Origin of the sequence: Thermogymnomonas acidicola (genome assembly GCF_014646795.1) — an archaeon.
In the GTDB taxonomy this organism is placed as follows: domain Archaea; phylum Thermoplasmatota; class Thermoplasmata; order Thermoplasmatales; family Thermoplasmataceae; genus Thermogymnomonas; species Thermogymnomonas acidicola.
In genome coordinates this window covers 188,741-204,733 of the sequence record NZ_BMNY01000001.1, presented here as the reverse complement: position 1 = coordinate 204,733, position 15,993 = coordinate 188,741, and the positions used below count along the sequence as shown (strand labels likewise).

The 15,993-nt window shown below is 57.3% G+C and carries 14 protein-coding genes; 9 read left to right on the top strand and 5 right to left on the bottom strand.

Going from position 1 to position 15,993, the window contains the following annotated elements; translation table 11 throughout:
- The first annotated feature begins 54 nt into the window (after window positions 1-54).
- From IEW66_RS01110 to IEW66_RS01095, 4 genes are all read left to right on the top strand, one after another.
- On the top strand, window positions 55-4,095 hold the full coding sequence (locus IEW66_RS01110; RefSeq protein WP_188679596.1) for a thermopsin family protease: 4,041 nt from the start codon (window positions 55-57) through the stop codon (window positions 4,093-4,095).
- A 221-nt stretch (window positions 4,096-4,316) separates the two neighbouring features.
- Window positions 4,317-4,727, top strand: coding sequence for a hypothetical protein (locus IEW66_RS01105; RefSeq protein ID WP_188679594.1), 411 nt, complete (start codon window positions 4,317-4,319; stop codon window positions 4,725-4,727).
- A complete protein-coding gene (locus IEW66_RS01100) occupies window positions 4,720-4,977 on the top strand; it encodes a hypothetical protein (protein WP_188679592.1) in 258 nt (85 codons plus the stop codon). The genes IEW66_RS01105 and IEW66_RS01100 overlap by 8 nt, the downstream gene beginning before the upstream one ends.
- Complete coding sequence (locus IEW66_RS01095; protein ID WP_194446407.1) at window positions 4,955-6,931, top strand: type B DNA-directed DNA polymerase; 1,977 nt, start codon at window positions 4,955-4,957, stop codon at window positions 6,929-6,931. Before IEW66_RS01100 ends, IEW66_RS01095 begins: the two co-directional genes overlap by 23 nt.
- Here the strand turns inward: IEW66_RS01095 and IEW66_RS01090 are convergent.
- From IEW66_RS01090 to IEW66_RS01080, 3 genes are all read right to left on the bottom strand, one after another.
- Window positions 6,903-8,012, bottom strand: a complete 1,110-nt coding sequence (locus IEW66_RS01090) for a Cdc6/Cdc18 family protein (protein ID WP_188679587.1) — start codon at window positions 8,010-8,012, stop codon at window positions 6,903-6,905. The two genes, IEW66_RS01095 and IEW66_RS01090, sit on opposite strands and share 29 nt — an antisense overlap.
- Window positions 8,013-8,019: 7 nt before the next feature.
- On the bottom strand, window positions 8,020-9,669 hold the full coding sequence (locus tag IEW66_RS01085; RefSeq protein WP_229657406.1) for a B12-binding domain-containing radical SAM protein: 1,650 nt from the start codon (window positions 9,667-9,669) through the stop codon (window positions 8,020-8,022).
- 111 nt (window positions 9,670-9,780) lie between these two features.
- Window positions 9,781-10,791, bottom strand: a complete 1,011-nt coding sequence (locus tag IEW66_RS01080) for an alcohol dehydrogenase catalytic domain-containing protein (RefSeq protein WP_188681126.1) — start codon at window positions 10,789-10,791, stop codon at window positions 9,781-9,783.
- A gap of 165 nt (window positions 10,792-10,956) precedes the next feature.
- Here IEW66_RS01080 and IEW66_RS01075 point away from each other — a divergent pair, with 165 nt between their 5' ends.
- Together IEW66_RS01075 and IEW66_RS01070 are read left to right on the top strand one after the other, a co-directional pair.
- Window positions 10,957-11,661, top strand: coding sequence for a metallophosphoesterase family protein (locus tag IEW66_RS01075; protein WP_188679584.1), 705 nt, complete (start codon window positions 10,957-10,959; stop codon window positions 11,659-11,661).
- Entirely contained in the window at window positions 11,658-12,332 is a 675-nt protein-coding gene (locus IEW66_RS01070; RefSeq protein ID WP_188679582.1) for a GNAT family N-acetyltransferase, read from the top strand. Before IEW66_RS01075 ends, IEW66_RS01070 begins: the two co-directional genes overlap by 4 nt.
- Here the strand turns inward: IEW66_RS01070 and IEW66_RS01065 are convergent, their stop codons facing one another.
- Complete coding sequence (locus IEW66_RS01065; protein WP_188679580.1) at window positions 12,333-12,563, bottom strand: nucleotide-binding protein; 231 nt, start codon at window positions 12,561-12,563, stop codon at window positions 12,333-12,335.
- Window positions 12,564-12,838: 275 nt separating this feature from the next.
- On the opposite strand from IEW66_RS01065, the gene IEW66_RS01060 reads away from it, so the two are divergent.
- The 3 genes from IEW66_RS01060 (at window position 12,839) to IEW66_RS01050 (ending at window position 15,649) form a co-directional block, all read left to right on the top strand.
- Window positions 12,839-13,222: a hypothetical protein gene (locus IEW66_RS01060; RefSeq protein ID WP_188679578.1), complete on the top strand. Its 384-nt coding sequence runs from the start codon at window positions 12,839-12,841 to the stop codon at window positions 13,220-13,222.
- A 62-nt stretch (window positions 13,223-13,284) separates the two neighbouring features.
- The gene (locus tag IEW66_RS01055) at window positions 13,285-14,424 is read left to right on the top strand and encodes a glutamyl-tRNA reductase (RefSeq protein WP_188679576.1); all 1,140 of its coding nucleotides are present in this window, start codon (window positions 13,285-13,287) and stop codon (window positions 14,422-14,424) included.
- Window positions 14,378-15,649 carry an aspartate aminotransferase family protein gene (locus IEW66_RS01050; protein WP_188679574.1) on the top strand — a complete coding sequence of 424 codons (1,272 nt, stop codon included), beginning with the start codon at window positions 14,378-14,380 and terminating at the stop codon, window positions 15,647-15,649. Before IEW66_RS01055 ends, IEW66_RS01050 begins: the two co-directional genes overlap by 47 nt.
- Before the next feature lie 8 nt (window positions 15,650-15,657).
- Here the strand turns inward: IEW66_RS01050 and IEW66_RS01045 are convergent, their stop codons facing one another.
- Complete coding sequence (locus IEW66_RS01045) at window positions 15,658-15,993, bottom strand: carboxymuconolactone decarboxylase family protein (RefSeq protein ID WP_188679571.1); 336 nt, start codon at window positions 15,991-15,993, stop codon at window positions 15,658-15,660.

Below are 15,993 nucleotides of genomic sequence, written 5' to 3'. Positions count from 1 at the left end.
CAGAGTGTAAAAGTTATTCACATACGTTCATATATACACTGAGCATAGGTCGCCATGCGCAGTAAACTTCTCACGCTTGTGACAGTTGCCATTGCGGTCGTGGCTGTCATTGGTTTTATGGGCTTTGCGGCTACGCATGCCCCAAGCAGCCAGCCAAAGTCAACTGGGAACAGGGCTCCCTCAGGCAGCGGGACTGGAGGCACTGGTACGGCCACACAGGTCTCGGTTTTACCGGCCCAGCTGAGTAAGCCCGTGAACAACTACCTGTTCATGCCAGCGAAGGTGCACAGGTTCCTGATGCAGAACGGAACCGTGATGCCCCTTTACACGCAGTCACCGGCGCCCATGGGCATTGGTTTCTTCGGCCTTGAGAACGTCTCGGGCAAGCTGGTCGGTTCGAACTACTACGCGTCCAGTTTCGAGGCAACGGTCAACATCACAAACCTGAGCGTATTCAACCTTGCAAACGATGCCCCGTACTCACTGACATTCCAGCTGAACACGGTCACAGCGAACACCACCCTGTTCGGCCAGTCGAAGTACACCTTCTGGACGCAGAACGTGATCACGTATTCTGTCAGGACGCATGATCTGGGGTTCGAGGACAACATATGGAACTTCAGCAGCACAGCTGCATACCTGTCCTCGAACGCAATCCTCAACTCCACCGGGCAGGTATATCCATATCCCGGTGTGCACATAGCGATAGGGCCATCATACCTGATCAAGCCGCCATTCAGCGTCACACTCTACCTGAACACCTCTGAAATCGATGGGAACAACGTCGTCTATTTCAATTACTCCATCCCACAGCTCGGTGTGAACGGCACATACGACAGGGTCACATTCAACTCCACATACGGGATGCCGCCAGGCTACAGGGCACCACCGTCCTACTTCCTGGTGAGCGGCACCCAGCTGGCACCGGTGGGCCTGCTGTATGACGCAGAGATCATGATGGGCGGCCCTGGAGGAGGATCGACCACTACGTTCTACAGCATCAACGGCAACCTCTCCCTGAAGTACATCCCAGCGCAGAACCCGATGAACGGGAACCACCCGGCACCCCCGCCCCCTCCTCCACCTCCACCTCAGCAGGGAATGAAGAAGGCAGCCTACGTCAACGTGCCTGCGGCCTTTGACTTCGGCACAGATACCGGTGAGACGTCCACGGGCGTTGCGGTGACCTGGAACAGCCAGGACAAGGCGATACTGACCACAGGCCCCTCACTACTATATGGCATGTGGAACGTCTCATCCGACACGACCATGGAGCAGTTCTCCGGCCAGGTCTCGCCCAGCAATGCATTCCTGTTCGTGAGCCCGGGCGAGACGCTCAACTACAGCCAGGCCGGCTACGTGCCACTGACTCCCTCGGGCACCTACAGCTTCATGCTTCCTTCCGGCCAGTACGCTGCCCTGGCACTGCTCAGCGACCACAGGGCGGTGGCCCAGATACTGACAGGTGAAAACACGTTCAGTCTGCCGCTGGACATGTCCGCAGGGGTCTACACACCTCTCTTTGCGATGAACAACGCTCAGCTACAGAACATATCGTATGCAGGAAACGGTACCCTTTCGAACCCATACATGCTGTTCAACAATGAGTACGGTTACATCGATCCCCTGTTCGGTGAGATCAACGACTACGCGTTCCCGCAGTTCGAGGGCGTCATGCTGATAAACACGAGCGCGTACGTGATGGCGAAGGACATGCCGACCTTCCCTGTCATATACCAGGGCTCGTTCCTTGACACTGCCCTCGTGGAGGGCCTGGTCCCGTTCAACTACCTGGGCTACTGGGCCTACAACGTGTCCCACTTCATGCTCACGGACAGCAGGGTAACCGGTTGGTTCTTCACAGACGATGCCGGTGAGCCCCTGGCCAACGTGATACTCTGGAACACCACCGATTCACTCATCGCCTCAGACCAGTTCCTCTCCATGGACTCTTCAGTGCTCATATTCGGTGGCATGAACAACACGGTCTGGGGCAACTACTTCATGGACTCGCCGGCCATTGCCAGCGCGTCCCTCGAATCCGCATGGAATCTGTGGGGCGCGCCACTTGGCCTGGCAGTCTACTCCTCTAACAACACAATATACAACAACTTCTTCGCCACAGCACTCACGGCCATAAGCCCATCGACGAGCATATACACAGGAAACGCCAGTGTGTACATTAACGAGTGGAACATATCCCTGGAGCCGGCATCGCAGGTGAACTACTTCGACGGTCAGCCCCTGTCAGGCAGCATAATAGGCGGCAAGTACCAGGGTGGCAACTTCTGGTACAACTTCAACGGCACGGTCCCTTATAATGACAGCGGGCTGATAGAGTATGGAGGGGACTACCTGCCCCTTAACCTCATAGACCTGAGGCCCGCCCACTCACAGATGCTCCAGGGCAACGTGCCATACCTGATGACCTCGCCGTACTTCCAGCAGTACTTGATCAACCTGGGGCCAGCGAATGGCAGCATGGAGCTCAACGTCACCCTCTACCTCAACTTCACGAACCTGAGCGGCCTGGAGCAGTTCGTTAGCGAGGTCAACTCGCCGATGAGCCCATACTTCGGGGACTACCTGACACCGCAGCAGTTCCGGGCAATGTACTACCCATCCGCATCTGTAATCGGGCAGATAGAGGCATACTACTCTGGCCTGGGCTTCAAGGTCTGGAGCTACTGGTACGCGCCCCTGGTGATAGTGCTGCAGGGCAACGTGAGCATGTTCGAGCATACCTTCGGAACGATGCTATATGAGTATGAGTTCACATATCCGAACGGTTCATACGCGACGTTCGTGACGAACACCGCTAACCCGTACATACCGGAGCAGTTCTCCCAGTACATCGTGCACGTCTATGGCCTGAGCTATTCGTCAGACGCCCTCCTATCAGAGGTGAACAGGCAGGACCTGAAGACTGAGGTCACTGGTGCCACGCAGACCGCTGGGTCCCAGATCAGCATGAGCAGTGTGGTGACACCACTTAACCTCGAGCAGTTCTACGGCGTCAGTGAACTCCAGCAGATGGGCTACACGGGCCAGGGCATCAAGATAGGGATACTTGGCGTTGGCGAGTCTGTCAACATGTCCGCTGTAAGGGCCTTCTGGGACCGCTTCGGAATACACAACCCGAGCGTTGTGCTTGTCAACCTCACCCCGAACGGAATGAATCCTTATCCGGAGGGCGTTGAGGCTGACCTCGATGTGGAGTGGTCCGGGGCCATGGCGCCCAACGCCACCATATACGATGTCATGCAGCCCTTCAACCTCACCGGCATAGGCGACAATGCGGTGAACATCGAGCTCTACTACATGCTCAACGTGATACGCCCGCAGGTCATATCGGGCAGCTGGGCGGAGCTGCAGTTCCACCACGACAGCGGCTTCGCCAGGATATATGACCTCATAGGCCTGCAGGCCGTGGCAGAGGGTACGACCATATTCCTTGGTTCTGCCGACAGCCACAGCATATTCTACCTCACCGTGATGGCCTCACAGTACATCGTCTCAGTTGGGGGTGTATACCCTGTGCTTAACAGCACCGGCCAGATAGTGCAGCAGTACGCGTGGTACCAGCCACAGTTCAGCTGGTACGGTGGCCCGGTCGGTTCCGGAGGAGGTAACAGCTTCTTCTTTGCCAGGCCAGTATACCAGAGCGCCGAGACGATAGTTGTGCCCTCGACCTTCACCAACAGGGGCCAGCCAGACCTAGCCATGCCTGCTGCGAAGATGCTCTTCGCATTCAGGAATTTCTTCGGTGTTGCGGGCGGCACATCGTTTGCCACGCCCATAACCGCAGGCATATTCGCTGACATAGAGCAGGAATACGGCAGCATATCAGGCACTGCTGGGTACCTCGGCTGGGTGCAGCCCGCACTCTACGAGCTGGGTTACGGCACCATGTTCGGTTACCAGGCCTACTTCCAGGTCAACTACGTGCAGCCGTACCCTGGCATGGTGGGCAGCGGGTACCTGGGCCCAGGCTGGAACGACTTTGTGGGCATCGGTTCCATACAGGCCTTTAACCTCTCACAGGACCTGGTGAACTATTACCTCACCACCGCAGTCATAGGCTCCGGCCTGTGACACCTGCCCTTTTTTGATATCCTTTAATTTTAGCCACCTCATTTCTCCATTCTGGTCCACCCATCATTACCATGTGCATGATTGAAATTGAATGAATTCACAACTGTGATGCGTTATACTGCATTCATTTATGGCGATCCCCTGTAACTCTTGGCTGGCCTGCGATCTCCGGCACACCACACCTGTCGCCTCTCTTTAGCACATGGGCACAATGGGCATGCATGCACAGTTCACTCCGGATAAGGCGTCTGAGGGACCTGGACCAGGAATACCTGGACAGCCTGCTGAGGTCATGCGTGGAGGAGGGCGGTTCCTGCCACCTCCTGCTGTCCGATGGCGTGGTGCTGGATGTGGAGAGGTACCTGGGGACGGATATGTCAGAGATGGTCATGGTGCAGAGGATCCTCACGCCCTTCCAGCTCAGGCGCATACTCCTGGAGGGCGACACTTTGCCGCACCTCATTGTCCTCTCGTCCTCGGTGCTGTCGGAGTGGGGCATGGAGATAACACTCTCCGTTCTCGACATCATGAGGATGAAGGCATACTTCCAGGGCTGTCAGATAACCCTGGTTGTCTTCGGGGCGCCGTTCATCCTCGACCATGTTGCCAGGGGGCTTGCCGTGAATGGGTAGGACGGTACCGACAGCAAGGGCCGTGCTCAGGCCTGTGGTGGAGGGGATACTGCGCATGTCGGAGATGCTCCCAGAAGAGGAGAGGCGCGCTGCACTGCACATACTCGAGAGCGGAAAGCGCCGGGTGCCAGAGGCCTCATTCGGGGGCCTGGACAGCCAGTTCTCTTTCCTGCTCTCCGTCCTGATAGACCTGGAGAGGAGGGTCAGGCAGCTGGAGGCGGCCAGGGATGCTGGTGAACGCCACAGGTGAGGACACAGTAACGCTCTGGTATTACGATTCTGGCCTGCGCTCCAGGAGGTACGATTACTTCACCTGGGTCTTCCTGGAGGGCAGGAGGCAGAGCCTCGAGGAGATCGAGGCACAGCTCTCAGGCCAGCAGTTCAGTGCCATGTGGTCTGAGAGGTCCACCATATACGGGGTGGTGGAGGGCCTCGAGGTATGGGGAAGGCCATCCAGACTCGCAGCACTCTCCAGGGAAGTGCAGAGGCTCTTCGGGGGCATGGTGCGCACGTACAACTCATCCATACATGCACCGCACAGGTTCGCTGCGGAGAGGGGCCTGAGGTTCTTTCACATCGAGGATCTATCTGGCCCGGAGCCAGAGCTGCCGGCATGCAGGGTCGAGCTGAGGAGGGACGGGAGGGAGGTGGTGCACCTCTCAGTCAACGGGCGCAGGTACGGCAGGCCATCTCTTGACGCGCTGGACGACCTCCTCAGGTCCATGGAGGAATCCCTGTACCTGATCTACAACGACGCGGTGGGCCTCTCTTACATCCTCACCATCGTGAGGGAGAGGCACGGGCACCCGTGGTTCAGGCTATCAGGCCCGTCCCACTATGCATCGTACGGCAGGGTCTCCTACAGGCCGCCGACCATATCTGTGCCCGCCATGGTGTGCATACCTTCCGACAGCTTCACCTTCTCCGTCTCCGGTACCGTGGGCATACAGACGCTCTCGCGCATCTCCTCGCTGCCGCCCGAGAGGGTGGCACTCTCCACGCCTGGAACGGTCGTCTCTTCCATGGAGGTCTCGAAGGCCCTCTTCTCTGGCATCCTCGTCCCGGACGTGAAGGATGACCACGAATGGCCGAAGACTGTGCTGCAGCTCTACTCCTCAGACAGGGGCGGCACAGTGCTGCAGCCTGAGCCGGGCATATACGATGATGTCTACGAGATCGACTTCTCCTCCATGTATCCGTCCATCATAGTGCGCTACAACCTGTCCCCAGAGACCATCAGACCAACCCAGGGGCCTTCTGACCTACCGTACTCTGTGGATAATTCAAGGCGCGGCTTCCTCTCAAGAGCACTAGAAGACCTCCTGGATACCAGGCTGTACTACAAGTCCATCAAGTCGGATGGAGACGTGAACTCCCTCAGGGACACAGCGCTGAAGTGGCTCCTCCTGACGTCATTCGGCTACACAGGCTACAAGAACGCCAGGTTCGGTAAGATAGAGGTGCACGAGATGGTGACGGCAATAGGCAGGAAGCTCCTGGCACGCGCTGCGGCCATTGCCATGGAGGAGGGCTTCGAGGTGATCCATGGCATCGTGGACTCTCTCTGGCTCAGGGGCGGCGGCAGCATAGACAGGGTGCTGGAGAGAGTGAGGGAGGAGACGCGCCTGGACATAGTCCTCGACTCTCATTACAGGTGGATAGTGTTCCTCCCTTCCAGGGACGGCACGGGAGCACTGAACCGCTACTTCGGCCTGAGGACAGACGGCACCTACAAGGTACGAGGCATAGCCATGAGGAGGAGCGACATGCCTGCGATCGTGAAGGAGTTCCAGGCCAGGTGCCTATCCGTCCTCTCGGAATGCGGATCTTCCAGGGAGTTCCCGCTCTACTACAGCAGGCTTGAAGAGGTGAAGAGGAGGTTCATGAGGGAACTGAGGGCGGCGCCAGTGGAGAAGCTCGCCGTAAAGGTGAGGCCATCCAGGTACCCAGGCGAGTACTCCGTCAAGAACATGCAGAGGGCTGTGGCAGAGATGGTAGAGGGAAAGCATGTGGCCTTCGAGCCAGGAATGGAGGTCCCGGTGGTTGTTTCGGACATGGGGAGGAAGGTGCTCAGGGCCTCCGCGGCTGACCAAATAGACGCAGCGTACTACAGGCACCTGATAGAGATGGCATGGGAGCCATTCTCATACATAATCAGGAAGAAGGGCCCGGACCTCACTGCTTTTTTCCCAGCATTGATATGATCTTCCTGGAAAGCACGCTCACGGGAACCTCGCTGATGCCGTAGACCTTCCTGGAATCACCGGGTTGCCCGATGACCCTGCTGTCCACCAAGCCAACGGTCTCCAGTTTCCTTAGCACACCCGAAGCCCTGGAGGCGGGCATGGGAGACCCCAGGAAGTCCTCCGCGATCACGGATACCTCCTGCATTATGCACGAACTCTCGCAGTACCTCGAGGAGACCAGGCAGCGGCACACCGCAAGCAGGACCACAAGGTCCTCCTCCATGAGGCTGGCCAGCTTGCTCTCCGTTATGTACGGGTTGATCATGGACTTTGCAGCCCTGACGTCATCTATCCCGATCTCTGCAGACTGCCTGTATTCTGCTATGTAGGCGGACTTCTGGAGGACCTCTATGGCCACCCTGGCGCTCCCGTACTGCTCCGATATGTCCGCTATGTAATCTATGACCTCATCGCTGCACGCACCGGGCGTTATGGCCCTATCCACCCTGTCTGAAACTATGTCCCTGAGTTCACCTACACCGTAGCGCAGGAACTTGAGGCTCTCCACATTGCCGATGCTCCTTATCTCGCTCTCCTTGAAGTAAACGAGGGGGTTGTCAAGCGATACAAGCACTGTCGGTATGCTTACTCCGTGGACCTCCCTGGCCCTCAGGAGGTTGTAGATGCCCTCGAAGTCCGCCCTGGCTATGGAGGAGAACTCATCGATGACCAGAACCACCGGTTTCCTCTGCTGGGATATCTTGGAGGCTATCCTCCTGAAAATGACCGAATAGTTGATGGGGCCGGGCGGCAGCACCAGGCCGAGGCCAGAGGCGAACTCGTTCAGTACGCTCCTCACCGATGTGTGGGCCAGGGAGTTGATGTAGTGGAACGATATCTCCGGGTGCCTGCGCATCACGTACCTCACCGTGGCAGTCTTCCCTGTACCGGAGATGCCGTGTATGAGGAGCGAGGTCTGGAGCCCGTCCATGACAGGTGAGATGAAAATGGACTCTATCCTCTCTATCTCCCTCTCCCTGTGGGGAAGGGTCTCGGGTAGAAATGAAAAATCCAGGGGTTCAGGGTTTAATACTATCAAGGTGCCTTCAGAGGGCCCTGCTCAGGACAGCCCTTGACGTGATCTCCTTCACACCCTCCACGCCGTAGTGCTTGACCTTCTCTATATCCACTCCCTTCTTCCTGGCCAGGTGCTCGACGAACTTCATCATCACGTACCCGCCGAAGGATATTATGGTGCCTGTGCCCATCCTTGCCAGGAAGCTGCCTGTGGCGTCCCTGTAGCCGTCCCTGGCAGCCATCTTCGCCAGGTGCCTGTAGGATGCGTAGTATACAGCGAGCTGGTCTGCGTTTAGCATGTCAGTGTTAAGCTTCCTGGACTTTATCCTGCCCAGAGGCACATTCAGGAGAGGTGTTATCGTGAACTCGAACGGCCTGCCGTCAACAAAGGAGTTGCTCAGCCTGTTCGTGAGAGCTATGGTGTCCCAGAGGTCTTCTGGCGTCTCTCCCTCCTGGCCAACCTGTATTGTGAACGCAGGCCTCCAGTAGTTCCTGGTCTCTACGAACACGCCCTCCCACACGATCTCCTGCCAGGAGCCGTCGGGGCCTATCCTCAGCGGCAGTGTCTTGTTGGGCATGTGCTTCTTCGCCAGCTCTTCGCTCCCGGTCTCCACCCCAGTCTGCACACCGATCCAGTTCCTGGGGCCAGCGCGGAGGACCTTGGAGAGCTTGGCCATCATCTCCGGATAGCCGGCAGGTATGGAGATCCTGCCGTGCGTGGGGTTGGAAGAGGTCACGCCCGGCACAGAGAGCACTGTCTGGAACAGCTCCAGGAGGGCCTCCTCGTTGGGCTCGAACATGGGGCCGTGCTTGTAACCGAATATCTCGTCAGAGTGGAGCCATGCGTTGGTGTTGCCTCCCCTCAGGTTCACCTTTATCTCCTCAACGATCTTCTCCAGCGGGTAGTACCTCAGGGGCCTCAGTGTTACCTCGCAGAAGTCGCAGCCCACACCGCAGCCCCTCATGACCTCCACCATGCCCTTCATCGACGGCTCCACTATGGAGGGTATCTCCTCGAGCTTCGGGTAGGCCTTGAGCGAGAAGCCGCGTGCCAGGAACACCGGGTCCTTCTTCATGACCTTCCTGAAGTTCTCGTCGTATGTCCAGTAGCCGTTGAAGAAGACCGAAGTGTCTATGCTGTCCTCAGCAATCTGCTCGAACAGAAGGGGCGCAACGTCGTCTGCCTCACCCTGGAATATGTAGTCTATATGGTTCTTCTCCACCTCGTCCCTCAGGATGGCGAACTCCCAGACACCGGGTCCGCCCACGACAAGCTTGGCCTTCTTGCCCTGCCTGATGGCGTTTATCTTTGCCATCAGGGCGTCCCACTCCTTCTTCACCCAGGCATTCAGCTCGCCCCCGAAGAGGGCGTAGTATGACATGGTGGTCGGGCCGAGGCCAAGCGGGTCCATGGTGGATACCGCTATTATCTCCGTGTCATCCTTTATGAAGTTCTGCAGGTAGTCCTCATGGGCCACCACTACCTCCTCTCTCTTGAATTTCCTTAGGAGTGAGGCCTCCAGCTTCCTTATTGCGTAGGGAGCGTACACGGCCTCTCCGTTGGGTTTGGCCGGTGGCGCAGGCCCCTTCAGGAACCTGTATATTGATGCAGGCACCGCATTGCCCGGAGCGCATGGGAGAAAGTCCAGCAGTGGAAAGTTCCTGTATTCATAGCTCAAGGTAGAATCTGATACCAAGACGAATCTGGTCATGGTCACTACTCCTGTTCTAGAGAAGTTAAATCCTTTTAATTCATAAATATTTTGTAAGGCAGTAACGACTCGACCCCCTCATGGGTTAAGTACTGCCCTTCCGTTTATCTGGCCCCTCTTGAGCCTGAGGAGCACCTCGTTTGCCTGGTCAAGCCTGTACCTCTCGGCCTCTATCCTCACCTTGCCGGTGGAGGCCAGTCTCAGCACCTCGTTCATGTCCTTCCTTGTCCCTATGACGCTCCCGACGATCTCGATCTCGTCAACAAAGGGTATGCTGGATGCCCCTCCGAAAACGCCCAGGACAAGCCTGCCCCCAGGCTTGAGCGTCTTCAGGGCCGCGTCTATGGCTGCCTGGGAGGGTGCAAAGACTATGGCCCTGTCTGCAGCCCTCGAGAACTTTGAGATGCCTGAATAGTCCCTGCCAGGGTCTATGACGTCGTCGGCCCCGACTCTGAGGGCCAGGTCCCTGTGCCTTTCACCGGTCGATACAGCCGTGACCCTGGCACCCGACAGCTTCGCAAACTGTATTGCCAGGTGGCCCACTCCACCGACGCCGAAGATGAAGACCTCCTTCGCCGGGCCAAGTCTGGCCTGCTTCACTGCCCTGTAAGCCGTTACACCGGGGCAGAAGAGCGGTGCATCCCTAGTCTCATCGATTCCAGCAGGAATCCTGTAGGCGTACCTGGCGTCGGCCAGCATGTACTCGGAATAGCCACCGTCCAGCGTCTCGCCCGTGACCTGCTTGTTGGGGCAGAGGTTCTCCCTCCCCGAGAGGCAGTACTCACACCTGCCGCAGGCAGTCCAGAGGGGCTGGACACCTGCCAGGTCGCCCTTCCTGAAATAGTCCACGTTTTCCCCGACCTTCTCCACCCTGCCTATGACCTCATGGCCCGGTATGATCGGAAGCCTTGCTGGCACTCCGTTCTGCACCCAGTCTCCCTCGATCATGTGGAGGTTGGACCTGCAGACACCGCTGGATGTGATCCTGATGAGTATCTGGTTCTCCGAAGGTTCCGGGGTATCAAGGTCCTCCATCACCAGAGGCTCTTCTTCAGCCTTCCTGATCTCCCTGAGCACCATGGATTTCATGTGCTTCAAATCGTCACCATTCTATAAATACATGAACGGTGGCCACGGGTATTATCCATAAGTGTGTGACCATAAATATACATAATGGCTTGATATATATAGGGATGGGAGCTCTATATATTGCAGGTGCCCGATGCTTTTATCCAGTCCTTCAATGCTCTGGACATGCGTGTCCTTGTGGTCAGCGATGTCCATGCGAACCCCTGGGCCCTGAAAGCTATAGTGGAAAGCGAGAGGTACGATAAGGCCGTCTTCCTTGGAGATGCTGTGGACTACGGCCCCAGGCCAGGCGACGTCCTGGACACGCTGAGGACATTCGACGTTATCCTCTCTGGAAACCATGACTACGCTGCAGCCCACGGTGTTGACTGCATGTGTGGGCAGGATAACCATGACCTCTCTGTCTATACAAGGGAAAACATAACCATGAAGGATCTGGGTAGGGAGGAAAGGTCGTTCCTTGCCTCACTGCCCGAAAGCGCTGAGGTTGACCTTGACGGGGTGAGGGCCCAGGCATACCACGCGACCCCGGCAGACCACCTGTACCGCTACCTCTACCCATGGTCGATCTCACGGGACGACTTCAGGGACACCCTGGGCAGGGAGGTGCCAGAGGGCCTGGTGATGGTCGGCCACACCCACTACCAGTTCCTGACACAGTACATGGGGTGGGTCATCATGAACCCTGGATCTGCAGGGCAGCCACGGGACAACTCTCCATGGCCGGGGTACTGTGTAATTGACACGGAGGGGCAGGCCTTCGAGTTTAAGAGAGTGAGGTACGAGAAGTCGCCGCTTCGGAAAGAACTGCGTGAAAGGGTGGGGGACCAGCAAATGTTGAAGAGGCTCGTATCACTCTTCCGCCTATGAGGTTCCGTCTCGCCAGGCAGGAGGACTGGGGACAGATAAGCTCCATATCCTCCAGGGCAGGCTACGACGACTACATAAACCAGGTTGGGCCTGCATACTTGCAGGTGGGGAGGATATACGTGGCCGAAGAGGAGAGGATAATGGGCTTCGTGAAGGTGGAGGACCTTCCGGATGGTTCCACATGGGCCAGCGGCATGAGGGTCGCTCCGGAATTCCGGAGGCTCGGCGTTGCTTCATCCCTCATGGAACACGCAATTTCAAGCGAGGCTGCAAGGTCTGATGAGATGAGGCTGATCGTGGAGGACAGCAACACCCCATCACTGAACCTCGTATCGAAGCTGGGTTTCAGGAAGGTCTCTGGATTCGAGTTCCACCGTGGCAATCCTCTTCTGGGAGAGACAGAGGATGTGGAGATCGAAAGGGGCTCATTCCTGAACATAGGGTGGAGGTTCGCCAGGGCACACCATGCCAGTTTCCATCCCAGGGCCCTCATGTCAGGGGGCATCACCGTTTACAGGGCCTCAGAAACGGCCTACCATGTCCTCAGGCCAACTCCAAGGGTCGAGATATTGCCTTCGGAGGGCTACACTGCCGTTGAGGTCGGTAGCGGGATAGAGGTGGCCGGGAGCACTGACAGGAGCGTGTTTTTCCTATTCTCAAGGAAAATATAGTCAGAGGAAGTGGTGCTTCTTCTGGCCCTGATCCGATACTGAGGAGGGCTCGTAGAACTCAACCTTGCCGCACTGGGGGCACTTGAACAGGGTGAACGTCTGTGTCTGCTCCATCAGGTCGTTCCATCCCCCCAGGAACATGCCGCCTATGCCGGTGAACCCGCCAACCCTGAAGTTCATGTTGCCTACCTCAACTAGGTCAACGTTGCAGTTGCTGCACTTCCTCTCCATGATAGCCACAGCAGGATCTACCTATAAATTAGTTTTGGAGTCCAGCAGGCACGCGTTATCTAATTTCGCACTGCCTCCGGCAGAACGCGTTCTGGAGAGGGCAGGTGGAGTGTCTTAAACGCGAAGAACATGCCAATCACCTTTCCGGAATAAAACAACTTTGTGCCTGATTTAAACATGTGGTGGCCTAAAGATTTACAACGGACTAAACCTATGGGGAAGATACGTGTCCTGATGGAGCTGCATGTTAACAAAGAAAGAGGGATGGTAAAACAATGACCCTGGACAGGGACGCCTTCTTCCGTTCTGTGATCGAGAGGTTCGACCTTATGAAAAAGACCGTGGACTTCAAGTCCTCTTACCTCAGTGGAGACATACAGGGCATCAGGGAAACGGAAGAGGAGGAGTTCAGGAAGTGGTTCCTCTCTGTGCTAGATGAAAGGGTCGTCCACGGGCAGGTGGAGGCCACTGGTAAGGAGTTCATCGTCGACCTGCTGACCAGGTCGGCAGAAGGTGAGGGAGAGAGGGCGATGAGGAGGCGCATGCTCCGCGTTCTCTCTTTATTCACGGACGATGAGGTCTCCAGGATATTCGGCCCTGCGGTGCTCAGGCGGGTGAGGAGGAACAGGCAGGACAGGCGGGGTAAAGGTAGGGAATGAACTTTTGGGTACCGCCCCCTCCTTATATACAGGACTGAGATAACGGAACTGGAAGCGGTTCCATGAGTGAGCTTCACGACACCTACGTGGACTACAGGACCGGGTGGGAAGAGCTGTATCGGGCCGCTGAAAGGGGTACAGATTACTTCAGGGAAAAGATGGGGTCGGTTTCAGACAACTACATGCTCCTCTACACATGCAACAGGATTGAGATGATTTACGTCTCCGAAAGGCCGCTTGCGCTGGATGGCTTCAGGCACGTTGAGGGCGAGGATGTTGTGAGGAGGGTGTTCAGGATCGCAGCCGGCCTGGAGTCCATGTCTGTGGGCGAGAACGAGGTACTGGGGCAGCTGAGGCACGAGTATGAAGAGCAGGTAAGGAGGGGCCAGGTCAGGGGCATTTTATCCACCCTCTGCATGCGCGCCATCTCCCTGGGCAAGAGGGTGAGGACCGAGACCGGCATATCATCCGGAAAGTCCTCTGTGTTCGACATTGCGGCCGACGTGGTGGCCAGTGAGCTCGGCTCAACGGGCCTGCCTGTTCTGGTCATCGGGTCTGGCAGGGCAGCCAGCTCCGTCTACAATGTCCTCATGTCTTTAGGCTTCACGGACGTCACTGCATGCAGCGCAGGCCAGGTGGCCTCACTCAGGCGCAGCTTTTCGGCCGCTGTGGCTGCGCTGAGGCCAGATGAAGGTAAGATCGACCCTTCATCAATGGAGGCACTGAGGGCCTCTAAGGTGATTGTGGACATATCCAACCCTGCCGCTGTGGTGGACGACGGCATGGGCAGGTGCAGATACATGCCAGACCTGGCCCAGCACGCCCTGGAAATGAGAGCCTCAAAGGCCCGGGACGTTGCAAGGGCGGAAGCCATGGTCGAGGAAGCAGTTCAGAGGTTCATGGTTGAACTTAACAGGTACCAGGTGGACGAGGTAATATCATCCATGTTCAGGTACGCCGAGGAGGTGCGGCGCAGCGAGGTCTCAAGGTTCCTGAAGGAGGTATCGGGTGGGTCCTCCATAGACTCTGCCCTGGAGTCCATGACAAGGGCCATAACATCGAAGGCACTGAGGCCGGTCATAGAGGCACTCAGGGAGGGTAGGGACGGAGACGTCCTCGCATCTCTCAGGACGGCACTGGAGAGGAGGTCTTTTGATGGAGAACACGGCGAAATCGGAGAGCCTGTTCAGGCGGGCAGATAGCCTCTTCCCGGGTGGTGTGAACTCCCCGGTAAGGTACTTCGACCCACACCCGCTGTTCATTGCGGGAGCGAGCGGGCAGAGGGTCAGGGACGTGGACGGGAACACATATACAGACTACGTTCTGGGATACGGCCCCATGATCCTGGGCTACGGTGACCCTGACGTGCTCGCCAGGGTGCAGGAGGGCCTGAGGGAAGGCTGGTTCCCCGGGGCCCCGAACGCGGAGGAGGTATCCCTGGGCGAGATGATCAGGGAAAGCTCACCGTGGGTGGAGAAGATGAGGTTCGTGAACAGCGGCACCGAGGCCACAATGCACGCCATTAGGCTGGCACGGGCTTACACTGGCAGGAAGGTCATAGTGAAGATGGAGGGGGGCTTCCACGGTGCCCATGACTACTCTCTGATCCGCTCGGGCAGCGGCTCACTCACCTTTGGCACACCCTCAACCCCTGGCGTGCCCGAGGAGGTCTCCGCCACGGTGGCAGTGGCCTCTTACAATGACATAGCAAGCGTGGAGGCAATATTCGATAGGCTCGGCAGCGAGATCGCCGCGGTGATCACTGAGCCGGTCTTCGGGAACGTGGGCCTCATACCGCCGGAGCCGGGGTTCCTGGAGTACCTGAGGAAGGTGACATCGGAACACGGCTCTCTACTCATATTCGACGAGGTGATAACTGGATACAGGGTTGAGTTCTCAGCTTACCAGAACGTCATAGGCATCAGGCCCGACCTGACGACAATGGGCAAGATCATCGGCGGAGGTGCGCCCATCGGCCTGTTCGGTGGCAGGAAGGAGGTCATGGAGAGGGTCACGCCCTCTGGCCCTGTGTACCAGTCAGGCACATTTTCGGCCAATCGCATATCCATGCTCTTCGGCCTTGCCACCATGGAGAAGCTGGCAAACAGCGACTACGGCACCCTCAACAGGCTTGTGAAGGACATGGCCGTTGCCATAAGGGAGGAGATAGAGGGCTCAGGAAAGGTGGCCACAGTGAACCAGGTGGGCCCAATGTTCCAGATATTCTTCGGGAAGGAGAGCGTGAAGAACTACCGGGACGCCATGTCCGCGGACCGTGGGACATATATGCGCTTCTTCAGGCACATGCTGGTGAAGGGGATATACGTGCCACCTAGCCAGTTCGAGACCTGCTTCGTCAGCTTCGCACACACAATAGAGGATACTGAAAAATTCGTTCAGGGCTTCAGGGAGTTCATCAGGGAGTAAAAAAGAGGTTATTTCTTGAACTCCCTAATGGCTTCCCTGAGCGGTATCATGTGCATCGCCGCAGAACCGCCGGAAATCGAGACAGCAACCAGGCCAGCCTCGATCAGCTCGTTCTCTGTGGCCCCAAGCTCCAGTGCCTGCCTCGCGTGGTATGTGATGCACCACTGGCACTGAGATGCCACCGACACTGCCACTGCTATGACTTCCTTCGTCTTCTGGTCAATGGCGCCTGGCTCCACTGCAGCCTGGTTGAACTCCATGAACTTCTGCAGCACATCAGGGTACTTCCCGCCCAGGTCTTCAAAGAGTCCCTGTATCTGTTTCAGCCTCTCGCCGGCTGTCAA